Below are 21947 nucleotides of genomic sequence, written 5' to 3' on the forward strand. Positions count from 1 at the left end.
TTTTTAAAGAAAATCGACAAATTTATCCCTAAATTTCATATGAAGCAATGAACCGACTGTTAAAAGAAGTAGCGTGATCAGCCAAAAATAAAGCGTATATTTCACATCATGGAAGAACCATTCTCCCTTTAACAAGCTATTTCTAAAACCATCAATAATGTAGAAAAGAGGATTCAATCTTAATATATCCCCGATCCATGCTTTGTCTCCAGTGAGCTTCTCTGAGATATTCCAAAAAATCGGCAGCAAAAAGAAAAGCAATCGTGTCACTGATTGTAAAAGAAATTGATAGTCTCTCACGAGTACGCTAATCGTGGAATTAAACAAACTAAACGAAAACATAAACGCGATCATACAAATAAGATAGTATATATATTGCAGCCAGTGCGCATCAGGATATATGCCATAGGAAATGAGCACAATCAGATAGACACCCATCATCACAAAGTAGCTGAACAAGTTGGACATAATCACTACAGACGGCAGCGCACTAATCGGAAAATTCATTTTCGATACCATATTAATGCGTTTAAACACACTGTTTGATCCATCAAGTATCGTCGGACTAATGAAGAACCAAGGGATTAATCCAGCAAGCATCCAGATGATAAATGGAACTCCCATCCCTCCAATGTCAATTGGCTGTCCTCCGCGAATTCCCATACCAAAAACAAACCAGTAAGCCAGCATTTGCATTAATGGATTTAAAAACTGCCATAAAACACCTAAATAATTCATCTGATATTTTGATTTTGTTTCATAAACAGCAAGGCGCATAATCAGCGGAAATGAGCTGATTTGCTCCCTTAATATCGTAAACAATGCATTCATTCTAATCTTCCTTAGATATAAGTTTTTGGAATTGCCTCTTCTAAAAAAATCACCGTTCATAATTGTAACAGATGTTGAGAAATATTTCACTTTTCAAATCTATTGAGTATATTAAATGGTAGGGGAAACCGATCAAATTAAATGCTGGTATTTTCAGCTATTATAGGTTACTAATTACCTTATTATATCATTGCTTTATATTTGCCATTAGAATATAATTATCAGGATAATTGCATTTCAACTTAACTCCAAAAAATAAATATCATTTTCTTTCAAATTATATATACCAAATGAAGGGGCTTAACATTAATGAGAATAAAGAACTTCAAAAAAATCGTTACAAGAAAGATTAAATTTATTTTGAATCCACTAATAGAGTTTTCTAGAGATTCACGACTTCGTATGAGAAGTAAATACACCTCTTATTTAGAGAAAAAACCTGTTAGAGATAATTATATTCTATATGAAGCTTATCATGGTAAAAGTATATCTGGAAATTGTTATGCAATCTTTCTAGGCTTGATGAAAGATAGTGCCTTTAAAGATTTACATCATGTTTGGGTCATTAATGATTTTAGTGATCCAATGATTGCTGAATTAAAGCAGAAATCACCTAATATTTCCTTTGTTAAAGTTGATAGTAACGAATATCTTAAATATTTAGCAACATCTAAATATTTAGTTAATGATACGTCATTTCCTTTTTATTTTATTAAAAGAGAAGAGCAAATTTATATCAATACATGGCACGGAACCCCTTTAAAAACTTTAGGGAAGGACATTAAAAAAAGATCAATGTCTGGCCATAAAAATATCCAAAGAAATTTTCTTCATTGTGATTACCTTATCAGTCCGAATACTTTTACGTATGAAAAGTTACTGAAATCAAATGATGTATTTGGGATATTCACCGGAAAAATAGCAAATATCGGATATCCTAGAGTAGATTTAACATTAAACACTAGTAGTGAAAGTGTGAAAGAAAGATTAGATTTACCTTTTAATAAAAAAATTGTACTTTATGCTCCAACATGGAGAGGAACAATAGGTGCTGAAGAGGATACTTGCTATACATTGCATAGTGAAGTTGTGAAAATTCAGCAGGCGCTTGGTGATGATTACTTAGTACTTTTAAAATCTCATTACTTTTCTTATAAATTCTTTAAACAGAGTGGACTTGAACATCTTTGTGTTCCAAACTGGATTGATACAAATGAACTTTTAGCTGCTATAGATATTTTAATTACAGATTATTCTAGTATCTTTTTCGATTTCCTTCCTTTAAAAAGACCTGTTTTTTTCTATATGCCTGACTTAAGAGAATACGAATCAGAGAGAGGTTTTTATTTAGACATAACAACACTTCCAGGACCTATCAGTGAAAATATAGTTGATTTAATTAACAACTTAGCTCAACTAAACAGTCTAAATAACTTCAATAAACAATTTGAGAATCAATACAAGGAGTTTTTAGATGAATACTGTTTTTATGATGATGGAAAAGCTACAGAGCGATTCATTGACATCGTATTCAAAAAAAATAATCAAAATGAATTAATAAAGGTTGAAAGCAATAAACAAAAATTACTTTTTTATTGTGGAGGATTCTATAATAACGGTATTACAGTTTCAGCAACTAATTTATTTGACCAAATTGATTACAATAAATATGAAGTTGTTGTAATTGATAACTCAAATTATCATAAAGATAAATGGGTGAACATACAAAAGCTACATCCTAATGTCCATATTATTTATAGACCAGGCTTTGTTAATAGAACCTTAATAGAGACATATAAACAGAACATAATTTTCCGCCGTGGTATATATAATAACAAAATGTTAAAGTACACTCCGGTAAATTCATACAAAAGAGAATTAAAGAGAATTATTGGTAATGCGAAGTTTGATGTAGGTATAGACTTTGGAGGTTATAATAAATTTTGGACTCTTCTTTTCGCATTTGGAGATTTTAAAGTCAAAAGTATTTTCCTGCATGCTGACATGATGAAAGAGTACAATAAAAAGGTGAACCACAAATATAAACATCGTGGTAACCTAAAAGTAATTTTCTCACTGTACAAGTTCTTCGATAGAATTGTTTCTGTCGCCGAATCGACTAATATTGAAAATCACTTGAACTTAAGCCCTTATGTTCCTAATGCTTTAGAAAAAATGGTTTTTGTAAATAATGTTATATCGCCAAACAAAGTACTTCAAATGAAAGAAAATAAAAATATTATAGAATTTAATAATGAAAGATATTTAATTACTTATCAAAACGACAAAACCGAATCCATCGGTCTTAATCTATCTGGGATTCCACTTCCAAATAAAGAGTATATCAACTTTATAACTATAGGAAGATTATCTCCTGAAAAAGGGCAAAAAAAATTAATTTCTGCTTTTTCGCAATTAAACAAACAATACCCAAATACAGTATTGTATATTGTGGGAGAAGGACCTTTAAAAAGGGAATTAAAGGATCATACAAAGAGATTACATTTAGATCACTGTGTGTTTTTTGTTGGGCAACTCGAAAATCCATTCTCTTTGCTAGATGAATGTGATTGTTTTGTATTATCTTCAGAATATGAAGGGCAAGGTTTGGTTCTCATGGAAGCAATGATTCTAAAAAAACCAATCATAGCTACCGATGTAACTGGAGTACATTCCGTCTTAGAGGGTGGATACGGATTATTAGTTGAGAATAATGAAACTGCTCTGTTTAATGGTATGTCTGATTTTATCCAGAATAGTATGAAACAAGAATCCTTTGATTATGAAAAGTATAATAGCGAGGCACTAGAGCTCTTCTACAAAAACGTATGTACAAAAGCTGATTAATACCTTATATACAGAATAAAATTACATGTATTTAAAAAAACACCTTTGGATAATGGTCAAGTATTGAACTTGATACCTTCCAAAGGTGTTTTTAATTCTCAACTATAAGAAAATATACAAAGCATTGCTAATCAAACACCACTTCCACCACACGCTTCGAAGACTCCCCGCTCTCTAGATAGCAGAATTTTTCATAAAACGGTGCGAATGAAGCCGGTAGTGTAAAGGTTGGCTGTTCTGTTTCTCTTACCCAGTCAATGACGCTGGCTGTTTCTTTCACAAGAGGTCCAGGTGCTTCTTGTTCAAAGTCGAAGTAGAAGCCTCTCAGCTTGTCACGATATGTTTCGATGTCTGGCACATAGAACAGCATCGGACGTTTAAGGTTTGCATAATCAAAGAACACAGATGAGTAGTCAGTGATGAGCAGATCAGATATCATATACAGGTCTCTAATGTCTTCGTAATGAGAGAAGTCATAGGCAAAGCCTTTATATGGTCCTAAATCAAAGTTTTCAGCGACTAGATAGTGCATACGCAAAATGATGATATATTCGTCTCCGATAGCGGCTCTTAGCTCATGCAGATCAAGGTCTAAATCAAATTTGTACTGCCCTTTTTTATAAAATTGATCGTCTCTCCATGTCGGTGCGTATAAGATCAATTTTTTATCAAGCGGCAAGTTCATTTTTTGTTTGAGTGCTCTCATCGTTTCTTCATTGTTTTGATTATGAAGGAAGTCATTTCTCGGATATCCTGACTCAATCATGGTCTTTTGAAATTGGAATGCACGTGTAAAGATTTCAGTCGAGTAAGCATTTGGAGAAATGAGATAGTCCCAATTCGATGCTTCTTTCGTGAAATTCTTTTTGTATTTCTTCGTGTTTGTTCCAGGCATATGCACCTCGTCCATATCCATCGCAAGTCGTTTTAACGGCGTACCGTGCCATGTCTGCAAGTATGTTGTATGCTCTGGTTTTGGAACCCATAGCGGCAAACGGCTGTTGACGACCCAATACTCGGCTCTTGCCATCGCAAGAATCCATTTCAATGACAGACGATTGATATAGTAGATGTCCTTTTCCTTAAAAGGTGCTTCATGTCCTTTTTTCACACTCCAGATCAACGTATATTCAGGATGATTTTCTTTCATATACTCATAGATCCCACGCGGGTTACAGCTGAATTGTTTTCCATTAAAGCTTTCAAAAACAACCGTTTTCTTTTTCACAGACAGCTTACTCGCCAGCTTAAAGGTCGTTTGGAAGGTCCTTGTCACAAGACGGTTACGGACTTTTTTTATTTTACCGATTTGCTTTTTGAACCTCTTCCACTTGCTTTTGACGTAGTACTTCGCACGTGTTTTCATTGTATAATCATTAATTCGAATGCCAAGCGTTTGTCTTTTTTTCTTTCGATACACCTCATATCGAATGGGTACATCGTTTCGTTTATGAATTTGAACAAGTCCTTTGAGTTTGTTCGAGCGATCTCCAAGCACTAAAGAAGCGGTCGTTAACGTCTCCTCTACTCCATCTACATCACAAATAAATTCAAGATAGAAGCGATATACAAGGCGGTTGTTTAACGAATAGGTCAATTCCTTTAAAGGAACTTCTGCTAGAAATTGATAAAGCTGTGGTACTTGTTGATCATCACGGTATTTGACCACTTCATCTTTTATTGGGGTCATATTTACCGGAAAGCGATGTTCAATTGGTTCTTCACCATTTCTCTTCAATAGAAGCTTTACTTCTTTGATCTCATAAGGATGCTCTGCACTGAGAACGCCTGCATACCCAGATAAAGATAACGTACACTCTTTGTTGAGCTCGATATGATTGAATTTCACAACCTTTAGCTCACGCTTGATTTTAAACGATGCATTCCCTTTATCCGTACGATACGGGATGACATACAGCATCGCATCTTTATTTTCTAAAAAAGTCAGCTCTGGCTTGTCTATTTCCATTTTTAAACGGCGTTTATAGTATGGCGTCTTCTCTTCTACTTCGGCGTTATCCGTTTCTTTTAGCTCGTCTTCCTCTTCTTCTGTATCAGAATCATAGGCTGAGTCCTCAAGATCGTCTTCATCCTCTTCTTTGTTTGCGCTGAGATAGTCTGTGACATACAGGTTATATGTCTGGCCCTGCTCTAATGCAAGCGGCAGCGATGATTCACTCAATACGAACTTGAATAGATTCTCTTCTTGATGAACAAGCGGAAGGAAAAGCTCTTGTTTTGATACCCTTTCCCTCATAAACAAATAAAATTCTCTATCTGTTAATGGCATGTCATCGTCGATGCGAATAAGCATTTCTAGTTTCTCATGATGATTTTTTAACCCTACAACGACACTCTTCTTATGAATTCCCTCTTCAATCATTAATCGTTAATCTCCTCTGTTCAGAAATCTTACCGTTGTGTTGTCACATTATTTCACTTTCCAAGAATAGTTTCCTTGTTTCGTTTGATACGACCACCCATCGATTGACGATGGTTTATTGGTGAGCAGCTCTTCCTCTACTTCTAGACGCTGCAAAACTTCCTGAAGTTCTTCTGTTTTAAAACGAATGTAAAAATCAACGTATTTTGTTAGGTTGGTTTCAATGTTTTTCTTTGTTTGAAAATGACCAATTGGGAAACTGACTTGATGGTTTTCATCGATTGTTTGAGATATGATTTCAGCCCCATTGACTCGATCATATCCTGCGAAATCGATTTGCACATGATCCGCATGGCTCATTTCGTCCTTCAACTCAAGCTGAAGATGAAGAACATGATGTTCAGAGCTTAGATCACGCAAAACCCATTTCGTACGGTCCACGATCCTTCTCAGTTCATCTTTTCGCTCACGATTTTCGAGCATATGATGAAGTGCTGTATTCCAAAGAGACATTTCATCAGAAGGCACAAGATAAAAATAGGTTTGTTCTCCCAATACCTTCTCAACATCTACCTTATGCTTAGTATCTCCAAAGAAGACGGCATCCACTTGCTGTTTTCTTATTTGTTTAAATAATTCTCCGTAATGAGAATAGAGTTGATGCGGATCTTCTTCATAATGTGCGTCATGTACAAATGCAGCGTAATACGTTGTTTCAGGCTGATCGATTTTAAACAGGTGGCGGTCCTGATCCCGGTCTTCTGTGATCATTAGTTTCAAACGGTCATTTTGTGTTTGAATACTGGATAACCATAGTTGCTTTATATCCGTTTTCTTTGTAAAAGTTTGAATTCCTGTTTTTTTATACCAATTAATATGCCGAACTGGATTCTTTTTTGCATCTCCTGAGTAGATGATCTCCATATAAATGCCGCCATCGTCATTGATTAGTTCCTCCAAGTATAGAGCACCTGTATGAGGAACAAAGCTTTGTACTCTGCACAAAACGCCCTGCCAATTGTATTCTTCCCTCTTCACTAATTGCTGCTCTTCATTATATTGATCAATATAACAAATAGGGGAAGAAGGCAGTTCATATCTCGTCACCTGTATCATTGATTCATCTACTGGCATCACTGCTTCATTGATCGAATGAAATGATGTACCGATGATAAATTCCGAGTAACGTCTTTTACTTCCGCTTTCCGGTAGAATATAGTGTTCAAATACATTCAAGATGTCAACTTGGCGAAGAAAGGTCTCCTCCAAACTATGAATATGTTCTTTCACATTTGCATCATAATTCAAAGTTAACATTGCAGTATGTTTATGTTTGTCAGCCAATGGCTTTAATCTCGCTTTTAAAGACTTCGTTAAGCGCTCATCCTGTTTTGGTACATCACCCATGATAAAGTAGTAGTCCATATCAGGCATGTCAACTGAGGTCATTGTTTCATAATGTTCAGGTTGATCCAATGTGTGTTCAACTTTTTTTTTATTCCAATTTTGAAACAAAGGAAGCTCTCCTTATAAATAATGATAACTTGCTCATTGTATTTTACATGAAAAAGTACTTCTCACCAAAAGATAAGAAGTACTTTTTTTCGATCTATTAAAGTCCAGCAATTTCTTCCTTAATTTGTGTTGTCGAGATGCCTTCTGTTCTTTTCAAGTACACGACTTCGCAATGCTCTTTTAAGAAATCGAATTTACCTTCCCAGTCATCTCCCATGACAAACACATCAATATCGTGCTCTTGCACATCACGGACTTTTTGATCCCAGCTGTTTTCTGGAATGACTTCGTCTACATAACGAATGGTTTCAAGAATCAGCTTTCGATGCTCGTAGCTATGATAAGCCTTTTTTGATTTTTGTAAGTTAAACTCATCTGTCGAAATGGCCACCACTAAGTAATCTCCAAGCTGCTTTGCACGTTCGAGCAGCTTAATGTGCCCCCAGTGTAATAAATCAAATGTACCGTAAGTAATAACTTTCTTCATTGCAAACATGAACTCCTTTCTTCATTCCTTATTTGACTGCTTTCATGCAGTAATGTTTATCCGTAATCCTATAATCATCGATCATTTTTTCGCTCTTCGGAACCTAATTATATCACAATGCCTATGAAAGGTTAAGAAAATGTAAAGACAAACTATTTCCAATTTATTGGGCGCAGAAGGGAAAGTCCGAAGAATCAATGTTTCTCGCAGCATCCTTCATATGAATTGATGAAAATGTCATGAAATTTAAAGGTTTGTAAAGTTATTGTTAATATTTCATGGAGCATCTGTGATAAAATGATGAGTAGACGAAGAATGAATTTACAATGAACGTTCATAGATAACAAGATGAAAAAGGAGGTCTAAACAATGCAAACAGAAGTGGTCTCTAACCTTTCTTATGTAAACGGCGACCTAGATGAATTTATCAGCTATATGAATCACCATCATATTTCTCAAAGAAGAGGCGCCATGATTGCGACTGTCAATCCAGAGATTGGCTATGCTGTTATGAAGGATCATACGTACCATCAAGTCGTCTCTTCTGCGGATTATGTTCTGCCGGATGGTGTAGGCGTCGTCTTGATGTCACGTTTGACACAAAGTCCGCTGAAGTCAAGAATTGCTGGCTTTGATGTCTTCATGTCTATGCTTGATCTAGCAAACAAGCAGTCTAAAAGTATCTTTTTATATGGAGCGAAAAAAGAAGTGCTTGAGGCTGTTAAACAGCGAATTGATACGGAATATCCAAATGTGGTCATCGCGGGCAGCTGTGATGGCTATCAAGCCGATAAACGTTTCGTAGCGAAGCAAATCGCCCGCTCGAAAGCAGATATGGTGTTCGTTGCTTTAGGTTATCCAAATCAGGAGAACTTTATTTATGAATACCGTCATTTATTCCCGCAGGCTGTTTGCATCGGTTTAGGCGGAAGCTTTGATGTATTTAGCGGAACGGTGAAGCGTGCACCACGATGGATGATTAAGACAAATACAGAATGGCTGTACAGACTGATTGTGAATCCGTGGAGATGGAAACGAATGCTGAATATTCCTAAATACGCTTTTGCCGTATTGAAAGAAAACAAAGGGAAAAAACGTTACTATCCTGAGCAAGTAAAGGATCAGACGAAGCAGCTGTGAGAGACTGACCAATGATGAATATACGCTCAATGATCATTTCATGCTATGCAGCTTTCGTTTCTTTCATTGGATGGCTGATGAGCGGCGTGAAACCGCGTGAAAACCAGGTGACGCTGCTTGTTTCATTTCAAGAGAATGCAGCTGCTCTCATTGATACTTATCAACAACAGGCGAACATGACGATGAAGCTTACTGTCCTCTATACGAAGCATGCTTCTGCGATAGAAAAGGACGGGTCTCATCTGTCATTTCGCTATTTTCATGAAAAAAATCCTCTCCATCTCATTCAATGTATTTACACGATGTTTAAAAGCAAGGTTGTCGTGACAGATAATTACTTTCTCATGACAAGTGTACTCAGAAAACGCCCTTCTACCACATGTATTCAAGTATGGCATGCCAATGGGGCGTTGAAAAAATTCGGTCTTGAAGATGCATCAAATTCGGAACGAAGTCCCCGTGATATCAAACGCTTCAAACGAGTCTATGCGTCTTTCGATTATATCGTTACAGGCTCAGATCACATGCGCGAGATTTTTAAGTCTTCGTTTGGGGTCAATGATGAACGTTTTTTACCAACAGGTGTACCGATGACGGATGTGTACTATGATCAGTGCCTGCCTTCCTTGAGGCCGAATGATTTTCCTAAAGGGAAAAAGCTCCTGCTTTATGCACCGACCTATCGAGACTTTGCAATGGACGATCTTGTCCTGCCTTTTTCAAAAGAGCAATTGCAAACAGAGCTAAATGGAGACTATATTCTGCTCGTCAAGCTTCATCCTGCGGTCAAACATTTAGCAAAGGCGGAAACAGACGGTGAATGGATATTTGATGTGTCCGATCAGCCGCTCTATCCATTGCTTTGTACTTGCGATGTACTGATGACAGATTATTCGTCGATTGTGTTTGAATATGCGCTGCTTGAAAAGCCTGTTTTGTTCTTCACTTATGACTTAGACACTTATCGAGCGAAACGCGGCTTAGTCGATCGGTATGAGGACATCATTCCTGGAAAGGCTTGCGTCACTCAAGACATGCTCTTGAAGGAGCTGCTTCATCTAAACGAATCAGATCACAGAGAACGAATCAAAACCTTCGCTGAGGAATGGAACAAATATTCAAAGGGCGAGTCTAGTCAGCAGCTCCTATCATTTATTGAACAGCAGCTCTTACACAAAAAACGTCCGGCTTCTCATTAGGAAGCACGGACGTTTTTTTATTTGTTATAAACCGGGATGTCGTAATACAGCGTATAGTTATCAAGTAAGTTATACAAGCTATACATACGAGTGACTTGCTTATAAGCCCAGCCAATATCTGTTGCATATTGATGAGTCGCTGCACTAGACCAGCGCATTTTATAAATCGTATCTTGCTTGTATGTGGCGTGATTAATATAGCTGTTGCCAATGAATTTTGCCCCGCCAATAATCGCTGCCTCTGGCGTGAACCATTGCTGTTCATACGCATACTTTGCACCGAGGTAATTCGGATTGCTGTCGTATGCGCCAATGCCGTACATGTTATATACTTTCTTCTCATTAAACATCGTACCATTCGCTAAAATCGAACTTCCGTTACCCGTTTCAAGCAACGCATGAGAAATGAGATAAATTTCGTTGATATGATACGTTTTCGCTGCCGTAATAAAGGCTTGTCCTTTACCTGCTAGAATCCCTTTACCTGCTAGAATCTTGGAATTGACTTCTGCCGGATTGAGATTCGCAGCTTCAGAGAGTTTCAGAAATTGAAAATAAGATTGAGTGCCCTCAGCAATATTGGCTGGGTCTACATATTTTTGCACCTCTGCTGAACTTGCATTTCTCCAGCCCAAGCTGATCTTGATCCAGTTTCCTTCTTTCCCAAGCTGTCTTACTTTTGTTCCTTTGTTCAGCTGCGCCACGATGTTGCTTGCAGAGCTCGAATCAGGTGTAGAACGAACATTTAAGCCGTCCGTATTCACAGTTGACGTCGCCGGGTCTACATATGCTGCATAGACATAGGCTGCACCATCTGTCTGTGGTGACACCTTCATTTGCTTATTCACCATCTCATTGACAGTGAGGTTGTAGTTCGTTTGCATGACCATTGGGCCATTTTTGATTTTTACGGCTGTGGCTGTCCAGCCATATTGGCTTTTCACAAAGGCAATCGCCGCATTTACAGTTGGTAATCCTGTGAATTGCTGCGTAATGTTGATTTTGTAGGTTGGTTTCGTTGTTGTTTTATAAGCAGCTGGTTCATTCCGTTTTTTGAAAAATGCCAGGCCTTGGTCGCGCAATGCAGCTGTGGAAATAACACCAGTTTTAATCTGATATTGACCATAATCAGTTGTACCTGTTTTTTGAGCAGCTGCTTTCATTTTTTGTTTCGTTAAATAGCTTAACGCTTGATTCAGTTTTGTCTGATTCGCCGTCGGCTCTGTCGTGATCCGGTATTGCTTAACCGCTTCTGTCAGCGTTTTTGTACTGCTGGCAACGCCATTTTTCTTGATAATCTCTTGAGCCTGTTTGACTTTACTTTGCTCATATACAGGTGTTGTCTTGAGACTATACGTTTTGCTGACTGCTTGTCCCTTACCTGTTGTGATGCTGCTTGTCACCTTCTGCGTTTTTAAATATGCGGCACCTTTATTCATTTTCGCTTGGTCTGCTGATTGATTGACGACAAGTCGATACGTGCTGTCAGATACCTTGCCTGTTTTTTTCGTTGTCGTATATACCTTTTTCTTTTGGAAGAAAGCCGCTGCTTTTTTCGCTTGATCATCTCCTAATAGGTTTCCAGTCACTACTTGATATGGCTGTGTAGAAGAGATCTTTTTGGATGTGTAGCGCCATTTCTTTTTCTTGAAAAAGGCTACCGTTTTTCCGTATGCTGTATCGTTCAGTTGATTGAGTTTCACGATATAATTTTTTGTTTTTCCCACTCGCTGCACAGTCCCTGCAGCGCCGGTTTGTTTCTTAATCTGAGCCGCAGCTGAGGCTGCTTGTTTGTTGTCTTTGAAATAGCCTGATTCCAAGCGATAAACATTTTTTAAAGCGCCTGTCTTTTGAATCTTCCCCCTGATCTTTGCTTCTCTTTGCAGCTGGGTAAGGAGCGTCTGTGCTTTTGACTGGCTGGCTTGTGCAGCTGATGTGACGATGTAATATGACTTGCCTGCTGTCACCGTTTGAAGCACTGCTTTTAAACCAGACTCCTTTTGAAAGCCTTGCAGGATGGTATTCGCTTTACTTTGTCCAACGATACCGCCTGAAATCAGCTGATACACAGTGCCAGCTTTGTTTTCAGTTTGGTATGTACTGGTGACACCGGCCTGCTTTTGTAATTCGGTTTGAATATTTTTGACTTTCGTTTCAGAATCAATGGTTCCTGATATGACCTGATAAGAAGGTCTGCTTTGATTGATGACTTCATAGGTGCTATTGAGCCCTGATGTTTTCGTTAGCTCGAGCGAGAGCTTTTTTGCCTGAGCTTCATCATTGACTGGGTCAGATACGACCTTTTGTAAAGGAAGGCGGTCACCTACTGGAGACACCGTACCGCTCATGCCCGTCTCTTTTTTTAATGCAGCTGCACTTGCACTCGCTGCTGTTTGCGACTCATATCCTGAGGCAGTGAGCTGATAGGTCGACGTGTTTCCTGAGGTTTGATAAGTGGCTGTCCACTTTTTGTCCTTCTTCAATGTTTCCACTGCTTTTTTCACTTCTGATTCTGCTGTAAATACCTTTGAGGTGTTCATCGTATAAATGGATTGATCGACATAGGAGGCTGCTTGCGCTTCTTTGCCCGTCTGTACTGTCATACCAAAGGCAGCTGCGAGTAACATAATCTTGATGGTTTTTTTCACGTTCCCTGTCCCTCTCTTAACTTTGCATAATAGTCTACTAATCTCTTTATCGACAAAAACAAGTACTCTTTCAAGTCATTTATGCAATAGAAAAATAGAGGACCCCTTCGAAGTCCTCTTTTCCTTTATATATGCGACACAATCAGTTCACAAGATCCTTCAATTGAGAAGTTTCCTGTTTCAGCCGGCAGAATAAAATGAGTACCTTTTGGCAGTGGATATGTGTTTCCGTCATGCTCTAAAGACCCTTCTCCATGAATCACACTGCATAGCAAAAATGGATAATCCTGCGAAAGCTCTGCTTTTTGATCAATTTCCCATTTATACACAGAGAAATATTCTGCTTCGACAAATGTACGAATGGTCACTCCCCGACGTGTTTCAACTGATTCATCTGTATAACCGTCTACATGAGGAACCGTTGTGACATCAATGGCTTTCACAAAATGAAGTTCACGTTCATTGCCATCCTGATCTTTTCGTTCATAATCATATACCCGATAGGTTGTATCTGAGCTTTGCTGCGTTTCAAGGACAAGCGTTCCTTCGCAGAGCGCATGAATGGTTCCGCTTGGCACATAATAAAAATCACCAGGCTTAATCTTCACCCTTCGCAAAAGACCTTCCCAATCTCCACTGTTCATCATGGTCACAAGCTCAGTTCTTGTTCTTGCATTGTGCCCATAGATCATTTCTGCCCCTTCTTTGCAGTCAATGATATACCAGCACTCTGTTTTTCCAAGCTCGCCATTTTCATGTCTTTCCGCATAATCATCATCCGGATGAACTTGAACGGATAAGTCTTGGTTTGCATCTAAAATTTTGGTTAACAGCGGGAATCGATCGCCTTCTATTCCCCCGAACAATTCTCTGTGATTGTCCCATAGTTCGATCAGCGTTTTCCCTTTATATGGACCGTCTTGCACGACACTTGGTCCGTTTGGATGAGCAGAAATTGCCCAGCATTCTCCCGTTTGATCAGAAGGAATATCATAGCCAAATTGATCCCTTAAGGCTGTACCTCCCCATATTCTCTCCTTCAATTCAGGCAGTAAAAAAATTGGTGACTGCTTCATTCAGGATGACTCCTCCCTTTGCTACCCTTTGATAATCCTTGCCAAGCTTGATGAAAACTAGCAAGTCTCAACTTTTATTATGACGCTATCTAAAGAGAAGTCAATCCTTTCAGTACACCAAATGAAAACGATAACACAAAAATATTTCATCCTTTGACAGAGCCTGCGAGAAGCCCTTTGACAAAGTATTTTCCGAGCAGAATATAGACCAAAAGTGTCGGCAGTGCGGCCAATATCGCCCCTGCCATTTGGACGTTCCATTGCACAATTTGACTGCCTGATAGATTTTGCAAGGCGACCATCACCGGCTGATGCTCCGCAGTGGTCATCGTGACTGCAAATAAGAACTCATTCCACACATTTGTGAACTGCCAAATGGCGACCACAACAAACCCTGTGATCGAAAGCGGAAGAATCATATGTCTGAAAATCCCGATAAACCCTGCGCCATCCATTTTTGCCGATTCAATCATTTCATCAGGGATGCTCACATAGAAGTTTCGGAACATGAGCGTTGTGATCGGGAGTCCATATACGACATGGACAAGCACCAGACCTGGAATCGAATTATACAATCCGATTTCACGCAAAAATTGAATGAGTGGTATGAGGATACTTTGATATGGAATAAACATCCCAAACAGCATCAGCGTAAAGACCACTTCTGACCCTTTGAAACGCCATTTTGATAGGACATAGCCATTCATCGCTCCTAGTACAGCTGACAATAAGGTAGCCGGAATGACAAGATAAAGTGAATTCATTAAATTGGGCGCTAGCTTTTCAAATGCGATTTGATAGCTTGAAAAATCGAGTGTTGATGGCAGCGCCCACATTTTCTCAAGGGTCACTTCACCTAATGGCTTCAAGCTTGTGACGAGCATGACATAGACTGGCATCAGAAAAAAAAGACTGCACAAAATCAATAAAGCATAAAGGACTGGACGGACAAACCATCTAGCTGTCATGATGACGCCCCCTTCCGGCTCGACAGGAGATACGGCACGATAAAGACCGCAACAGAGATCAGCATAACAATCGCAATGGCGGCACCGCCTGCATAATGGTTTCCTCTAAAGGTCATTTCAAACATGTAAACGCCAGGAACATCTGTGACAAAGTTTGCACCCGGTCCTGTCATCGAGTAAATCAAATCGAAAATCTTTAACGAAATATGAGCCATGATGATAATGACACTTGCAGTAATCGGTTTTAATAGAGGAAAAATAATCTTCCGGTAAATCTGCCATTCAGTTGCGCCATCCATTCTAGCAGCCTCTCTTACTTCCTCTGGAATTCCTCTCAAACCCGCCAAATACATCGCTAGAGAGAAGCCAGTCATCTGCCAAACAGCTGCAATCACGACTGCAATCATTGCGGCAGGGACACCAAACTCAATTTTCCCCCAGACAAATCCGGCTAAAATGTTCGTATCCGTGTACCACTTAGGCTGGATACCAAGCGTTTTTAAAAACAGATTCACCCCAGTGGACGGGTTTAAAATCCATTGCCAGACGACCCCTGTCACAACGAAGGAAAGGGCCATCGGAAAGAAAAATAAATTCCGAAATAGAGATTCACCCTTGATCTTCTGATCTAGTAAAATCGCAAGTGCAAGTCCAGAGGCAATGACGGCTCCAATAAAGAATAGAGTAAAAAAGACCGTATTTCGAAGATCTGACTGAAAGCGGAAATCTTGAAACAGCATGATATAGTTTTGAAGACCTGCAAAAGAGAAATTCGGAACAAGCGAGGTCCAGTTTGATAATGACACATACCCTGTCCAGCCAATAAAGCCGTAAACAAAGATGAATAATAAAACAGCCGACGGGGCTAAAAATAGCAGCGCAAGCAGCTGATCCCCATTCCATTTTTTCCGAACACGTTTGACTTTAGGTGTTGCTGCTTTTGTGATCGGCGATGTGTCCATGCGCATGAAGCTACACTCCTTTTCAAAAAAGAGGCGGTGCTTAGCCGCCGCCTCCTCGTCTTTATTTCATTGAATCTTTTAAAGATGAAACAAACTGGCTGCTGTCTTTTTGCGTGACGAAGATATTTACGGCTTGATTCGCTTTTGTCACAAACCCTTCTTCAGCAGCTGAACCATGTGCGAGAGACGGCGCCAGCTTTGATTCTTTAAATGCTTTCATCGCCGATTTTCCGTATTCATCATATTTTGAGACATCTGCATCTACACGTGCCGGTATCGACCCCTTCAGCGGATTAAATGCATCCTGTCCTTCGACAGATCCTAAAACAGATAAGAATTTCTTCACGTTTTCTGGCTGTTTCACGCCCTTTGGCAGTCCGAATGTATCGGTGATCACCATAAAGCTTCCCTCTGTTCCAGGAGTCGCCGCGTATCCAAAGTCTTCATTCACCTTCAGATCGAGATCATTCACAAAGTACCCCTTCGCCCAGTCGCCCATGACATTCATTGCTGCTTCTCCTTTTGCCACGAGCTGCGAGGCATCCTGCCAGTTACGTGAGCTGTGGTCATCATTGACATATTCAAGCATACGTCCAAAGATGTCTGCCGCTTCCTTCACTTTTGCGTCATCCATTTTCATGTCGCCAGCCCAAAGTTTTTGATATCCGTCAGCGCCTAAAACGCCGAGCAGCACACTCTCAAACAAATGCGTCGCTGCCCAAGGCTCTTTATCACCAAGTGCAAGCGGTGTAATGCCTTTTTTCTTTAAGGCATCTGCTGTTTTGAAAAATTCATCAAAGGTCGTTGGCGGCTCTAAGCCTGCATCATCAAATACCTTCTTGTTATACCAAAGCACATTGCCTCGGTGAATATTCACTGGTACTGAATAGATTTTCCCATCTTTGCTGACAAGGTCGATGAGTGATTCCGGAAATTTGTCCTTCCAGCCTTCTTTTTCATATAGATCATCCAGCGGCTCCATTTTGCCTGCTGCGACCCAGCTCTCATTCAGCTCCGCTCCGCCATGTACTTGGAACGTAGCTGGCGGGTCATTCCCTTGCATCCGGCTAGTCAGAACAGCCTTTGCATTTGTACCAGCACCACCTGCGACGGCTGCATTTTCAATTGGGATGTCTTTATTTTTCTCTTCAAACAATTGAATGAGTGCTTTCAGTCCGTCCTCCTCACCTGCTCCAGTCCACCAAGAGAAAATGTCTAGTTTCTCTGCTCCGCCCTCTTTTTTTGCATCTGAGTTGGTCGATGAACTACAGGCAGTGACGATAAGCATACAGAGCGCTAACAGCGTAAAACCTAATTTGAACTTCATGATTGATCCCCCATCCCTATTTTGTAAGCGTTATCAAAATAAGTATAATGGCAGATCCTCGCTTTTTTTCAGCAAACTTCTTCACTTTTTTATGAAATTCTTCACTTTTTTACGGTTTGTTTTCGATATTCCTTCGGTGAACAGCCGACCATCTTCTTAAACACACGGCTGACGTAATTGGGGTCTGTATATCCTGCCTGATAGGTAATTTCTTTTAAACTAAGCGAGCTGTCTTTGAGAAGCTTTTTGATTTTATCCAGCCGGCAGGTTGTCACATACTCTTTAAATGTCAGCCCTGTCTCGTCTTTAAAGCGCTTTGTGAAATAGGTTGGACTTAAATCAACATAGGCGGCAGTCTGCTCAAGCGTGATCTGTTCACAAAAATGCGTTTTGATGTAGCGTTTTGCCCGCTCAATGTCATTCACGGTCTGGGTTCTCGCTTCATACACATCAAATAAATGTTCACAGCACTCACGGCATTCAGCTGCGGTGCTGATCGTTAATATTGGCCAGTCTGCTCGGAGCCGTGATTTAAATAAAATCAGCAGCTCTTTTAGTTGTGAAATGGTCGCTCCCTCTAGTTCAAAGGCATCGAATAAAGCCAGCGCATCCTCTCTTCTCCCTTCTTCCAGTGCCTGCATCATATCGTCTGCAAGCTCCGGCAGATGGATCAATGGATGGGACTGTTCTTCTGTTTGATAAAAACCATAACGAACAACGCCGGGACTCTTTTTTCGCTGATAATAGGAAAGCTTCGCCTCTGCTGCACTTTTCTGAAGATAAAGCGGGTTTGAGACCGGGTGTCCCATGCCAACGACAGGTGAAGGCTGATCGTTTGTTGTGGCAGTTCGAATCGCATGTAGGACATCTGCCTTTAACTGACCAGGCGCTTGGTGGCGATAAATGAGACATGTAAACAGCTCACCACTCACCTGAATCGGTACCGTATGAAAAAGGGGAGATGTCTGTAAATCAATCAACAGCTGATCCCCGATTGTCCGCTGAACAGCGATGACAAGACCTGCTTCATATTCGTGAAACATTTGTTGAAACTCCATGGAGGTATAAGACTGACCATTTATGACATGAGCTTCGAGCCACTTTGACTGCTGACCGGCCGCCACCGCCTGCCGCTGAGAGGCCTCCTGCTGAATCTCTGCCGCAACCGTTCGAATGGCGGCGATGGTTTCATCTTTGTCAGCCGGTTTAACGAGATATTGCTTCACCCCTTCCTGCATCGCTTGCTTGGCATAATCGAACGTATCGTACGCTGTCAGCATAATGAATTTTGTATGAGGACTGCTCGCTTTGATCTGCTTGATCGCTGTCAATCCGTCCATTCCAGGCATCTGAATATCCATGAGCACAAGATGAACGGGCTCAGTTCGCACGAATTCAACCGCCTTCTTTCCATTTTCAGCTTCTCCTGATATATGACACTCTGGAAGCCAATCGGTCATGAATTTCCGCATCGCTAGTCGTTCTATTTTTTCATCATCCACAATCAGCACGTTCAGCATGCCGGCCCCTCCTTCATCGGAATAGCCAATTGAATGGTGGTGCCTTCGTTTGGCTTTGAGTCAATTTGAAGGGCATCTTTTCCCCCGTAAAACAAATGCAGCCTTGACATCACATTTCGAAGACCGATCCCTGTCGAGTGCCCTTTACTCAAGGTGTTTGGACTTTCCTCTTCTTTTTCTGATAGCAATCTCCTTATCTCTTGTTCATTGATCCCCATCCCATTGTCCCGAATCCGAATCATCACATAGCCGCCTTCTTGATAGATCGAGAGTTCGACAAGCCCGTCTTCCTCCTTTGGTTCAACGCCATGAATAAAGGCATTTTCGACAAGCGGCTGTAAGGTGAGACTTGGGATATGTACAGATAAACATGATTCATCTATGGTCGTTTTGCATGTAATACGATCGGCAAATCTTGTTTCTTGTATATGAAAATATTCTTTGACCACTTTTACTTCTTGCTCCAACGTAACAGATGCACTGAGAGCAGAGAGCGAATACCGCATCAGCGTGGAAACGGATTGGATCAACCTCGATGTGGCATCCGCTGATTCTAAGTAAGCCATGCGTGAGACGATGTTTAATGTATTAAATAAAAAATGTGGATTCATTTGGTTTTGCAGCGTTTTCAGCTTCATGTCTTTGATTTTTTGATCTAAGGCTGCCTTTTGTTTCATCTCTTCAATCATCATTTTCATCTCTTGACGCATTCGCTGAAAGGCCTCATTTAATACAGAAATTTCATCCTTTGAGGTGACATGCAAGTCCGCTCCATCAAAATTCCCTTCTGATACTTCCTTTACGCTTCGAGACAGATGGACGATCGGCCTTGATATCCCTCCAGCAATCATATACGCCATCCATAATGCGACCCCAATGGACAGCGTAAACAAACATAAGGTAAAGAGTGCATAGGTTTGGTGTCTTTTTTGCAGAGATTGATAGAGTACTTGATACTCAGACAATTCATCATCAAGCAGGGTCATCGTTTGCTCTTGTATGTAGGAGGAGACGGTTCTCACCTCCTTTACACTTGCTGCATATTCTTTGATTTTCCCTTCTTTTACATGTGTCATGGTCGCATCACTTTCATTGATGAGCGTCCGCATCATATATTGGTATTTTTCAATAGAAGGAATCGCCGCATGAAGCCCGGCATCCTTTCGCAATGCCTGATCATAGGATTTCATTTTCTGTTTTGAGGCCAGATATTCTTTGGCAAACTGCCGATCCTTTTCAATCGCATACGCATTGACCTTTTCATACATCGTTTTTGCCTCTGTCGATATATCATTGAGCAGGAGAAAGGAACGAAAGCTTCTGCTATATTCTGATGTGATGTTCGAGCTGCTCCAATAGACGAAAAAAGCGGCCACGTTGCCAAGGAACACAAGGATTAAAAATGCCAATAACAATTTACTTCGAATCCTTCTCATGGCTGCACCCCCTGCTTTCTGTCTGTTTGCTGCAGAGGCAGATCCTCGCGCCGAATCACACTCGTTCCTGTGTACTGGAGTGGTTCTTCTTTTTCACCTTTCTGCAAACGTACAAGCGATTCCACTGCTTGATAGCCCATTTCATAAGGATGCTGAACAACCACTGCATCAATCTTTCCATCATCGAGCGCCTGAATCGTATCTGGCAATGTGTCAAATGCGAGCACATAAAAATCTGTGGACGATCGATATTGTGCTGTTGCTTGAATGATGCCTGCACCATCTAATGCACTCGTGCCGTAAAATGCGGTGAGCTTCGCATGATCGTTTAATAGTTTATACGCGGCACCGGAGGCCCCTGACTTCGTAATGGCTGATTCTTCTATTCCAGCAATATGAATACGTTGTTCAGCGGCGACGGCATCTCGAAATCCTTTGACACGCTGCGTTTGATGAACGGCATCAAGCCTGCCTGTGACAATTCCTACATACTGTTCGCCTTTTGTATCTGCGATGAGTGCCTGTCCTGCGATAAAGCCTGAATAATAATTGTCCGTGCCTACATACACTTGACGCTTGCTCCCCTCTGCATCCGTATCGACGGTGACAACATCAATGCCTTTTTCCCTCGCCTTCTGAAAAAGCGGTTTGTATTTTTTCGCATCAAGTCCCTGCGTCATAATGCCATCGACATGCCCTGCGATTGCCATATCAATGGTTTTCAGATGATCGTCTATATCTGCTTGCTTCGGACCCAAATATTCTAGATACACGCGATGAACGGCTGCCGCATCAGCAGCTCCCCTTTGTACCAGCTGCCAATATTCATTATCAAGTTCCTCCGGTACAAGGACAAAGTGATATTGATAGGTTGATGACGCTTTTTCGGAAGCGCTTTCAATTTTAAATAAATCTTGACCTAATAATGTTAAAAAAATAACAGATACGACACAAAAAGTGAGAAAGGCGCCCATCCCGATCCACTTTAATCTTTTCACCACATCCTCCCCCTTTCAAATATTGCGCATAAAAAAAGAGCTGCTTATAAGCATACTCTCTCGACCTCTATAATTCCTTTGTCATAAATAAACTGTTTGGATCTTCTTGATATGAATCGAAAGGCGGGCAAATATAAAAACCAACACTCTCATATAGTTTTCTTGCTGGCTCAAAGAAAGACATCGCACCTGTCTCTAAGCTGACACGTGAATAGCCGCGCCTTTTTGCCTCTTGGAGAAGATGGTTCAGCATATACCTTGCTACACCTTTTCGCATATGGAGAGCTGCGGTCCTCATTGATTTGATTTCGCCGTGATCACTTGACAGCTCCTTTAACGCTCCACAGCCAAGAAGCTCCTCTCCTTCCCGCACACTCCACACTGTGACATCTTGCTTTTTCAAATCAGCTAACGGAAGGGCATGAATGCTTTCTGGCGGGGAATGCTCTTTCATTTCTTCTATATGAGCGGTAATCAGCTGCTCTATTTGTCCATCCGTGAGTGTATCTTGTTGAATGTACATGTCTATCACTCCTTCACGATCATTGTACGTGAAGAGTCAGCATTCACCTGCTGTTATGTCAGATAAACGAACAAACAACCGGCCTCC

At 40.5% G+C, this 21947-nt stretch carries 16 protein-coding genes; 3 read left to right on the plus strand and 13 right to left on the minus strand.

Features of this window, described 5'->3' with window-relative positions; genetic code table 11:
• Positions 1-3: 3 nt before the first annotated feature.
• Positions 4-831: an ABC transporter permease gene (locus MHH26_RS14855; protein ID WP_034660176.1), complete on the minus strand. Its 828-nt coding sequence runs from the start codon at positions 829-831 to the stop codon at positions 4-6.
• A gap of 309 nt (positions 832-1140) precedes the next feature.
• On the opposite strand from MHH26_RS14855, the gene MHH26_RS14860 reads away from it, so the two are divergent.
• A complete protein-coding gene (locus tag MHH26_RS14860) occupies positions 1141-3678 on the plus strand; it encodes a glycosyltransferase (RefSeq protein ID WP_340973926.1) in 2538 nt (845 codons plus the stop codon).
• A gap of 127 nt (positions 3679-3805) precedes the next feature.
• On the opposite strand, the gene MHH26_RS14865 is transcribed toward MHH26_RS14860, so the two are convergent.
• The 3 genes from MHH26_RS14865 to tagD all read right to left on the minus strand — a co-directional run bounded on the left by MHH26_RS14865 (position 3806) and on the right by tagD (position 8063).
• Complete coding sequence (locus MHH26_RS14865; protein WP_340973927.1) at positions 3806-6061, minus strand: CDP-glycerol glycerophosphotransferase family protein; 2256 nt, start codon at positions 6059-6061, stop codon at positions 3806-3808.
• 48 nt (positions 6062-6109) lie between these two features.
• Complete coding sequence (locus MHH26_RS14870; RefSeq protein ID WP_340973928.1) at positions 6110-7576, minus strand: alpha-glucosyltransferase N-terminal domain-containing protein; 1467 nt, start codon at positions 7574-7576, stop codon at positions 6110-6112.
• 97 nt (positions 7577-7673) lie between these two features.
• A complete protein-coding gene (tagD, locus tag MHH26_RS14875; RefSeq protein ID WP_008343212.1) occupies positions 7674-8063 on the minus strand; it encodes a glycerol-3-phosphate cytidylyltransferase in 390 nt (129 codons plus the stop codon).
• Positions 8064-8432: 369 nt separating this feature from the next.
• On the opposite strand from tagD, the gene MHH26_RS14880 reads away from it, so the two are divergent.
• Both MHH26_RS14880 and MHH26_RS14885 read left to right on the plus strand, forming a co-directional pair.
• Positions 8433-9203 (plus strand): WecB/TagA/CpsF family glycosyltransferase, encoded by a 771-nt coding sequence (locus tag MHH26_RS14880; RefSeq protein ID WP_307500354.1) that lies wholly within the window; start codon positions 8433-8435, stop codon positions 9201-9203.
• 11 nt (positions 9204-9214) lie between these two features.
• Positions 9215-10402: a CDP-glycerol glycerophosphotransferase family protein gene (locus MHH26_RS14885; RefSeq protein WP_340973930.1), complete on the plus strand. Its 1188-nt coding sequence runs from the start codon at positions 9215-9217 to the stop codon at positions 10400-10402.
• A gap of 17 nt (positions 10403-10419) precedes the next feature.
• Here the strand turns inward: MHH26_RS14885 and MHH26_RS14890 are convergent, their stop codons facing one another.
• The 9 genes from MHH26_RS14890 to MHH26_RS14930 form a co-directional block, all read right to left on the minus strand.
• Entirely contained in the window at positions 10420-13050 is a 2631-nt protein-coding gene (locus tag MHH26_RS14890; RefSeq protein WP_340973931.1) for a glucosaminidase domain-containing protein, read from the minus strand.
• Between the two features lie 125 nt (positions 13051-13175).
• Positions 13176-14126 (minus strand): mannose-6-phosphate isomerase, class I, encoded by a 951-nt coding sequence (gene manA, locus MHH26_RS14895; RefSeq protein ID WP_340973932.1) that lies wholly within the window; start codon positions 14124-14126, stop codon positions 13176-13178.
• A gap of 146 nt (positions 14127-14272) precedes the next feature.
• Entirely contained in the window at positions 14273-15094 is an 822-nt protein-coding gene (locus tag MHH26_RS14900) for a carbohydrate ABC transporter permease (protein WP_034660186.1), read from the minus strand.
• Positions 15091-16062: a carbohydrate ABC transporter permease gene (locus tag MHH26_RS14905; RefSeq protein ID WP_189293834.1), complete on the minus strand. Its 972-nt coding sequence runs from the start codon at positions 16060-16062 to the stop codon at positions 15091-15093. The genes MHH26_RS14900 and MHH26_RS14905 overlap by 4 nt, the downstream gene beginning before the upstream one ends.
• 55 nt (positions 16063-16117) lie before the next feature.
• Complete coding sequence (locus MHH26_RS14910; protein ID WP_034660188.1) at positions 16118-17383, minus strand: ABC transporter substrate-binding protein; 1266 nt, start codon at positions 17381-17383, stop codon at positions 16118-16120.
• Positions 17384-17484: 101 nt separating this feature from the next.
• Positions 17485-18903 carry a response regulator transcription factor gene (locus tag MHH26_RS14915; protein ID WP_095285710.1) on the minus strand — a complete coding sequence of 473 codons (1419 nt, stop codon included), beginning with the start codon at positions 18901-18903 and terminating at the stop codon, positions 17485-17487.
• Positions 18897-20339, minus strand: coding sequence for a sensor histidine kinase (locus MHH26_RS14920; RefSeq protein ID WP_307500358.1), 1443 nt, complete (start codon positions 20337-20339; stop codon positions 18897-18899). The genes MHH26_RS14915 and MHH26_RS14920 overlap by 7 nt, the downstream gene beginning before the upstream one ends.
• A complete protein-coding gene (locus MHH26_RS14925) occupies positions 20336-21313 on the minus strand; it encodes a sugar-binding protein (protein WP_340974409.1) in 978 nt (325 codons plus the stop codon). Before MHH26_RS14925 ends, MHH26_RS14920 begins: the two co-directional genes overlap by 4 nt.
• Positions 21314-21404: 91 nt before the next feature.
• Positions 21405-21860 (minus strand): GNAT family N-acetyltransferase, encoded by a 456-nt coding sequence (locus MHH26_RS14930; protein WP_034660191.1) that lies wholly within the window; start codon positions 21858-21860, stop codon positions 21405-21407.
• Positions 21861-21947 lie beyond the last annotated feature (87 nt).

It is taken from the genome of Bacillus sp. FSL K6-2839 (assembly GCF_038003365.1).
Taxonomy (GTDB): Bacteria; Bacillota; Bacilli; order Bacillales; family Bacillaceae; genus Bacillus.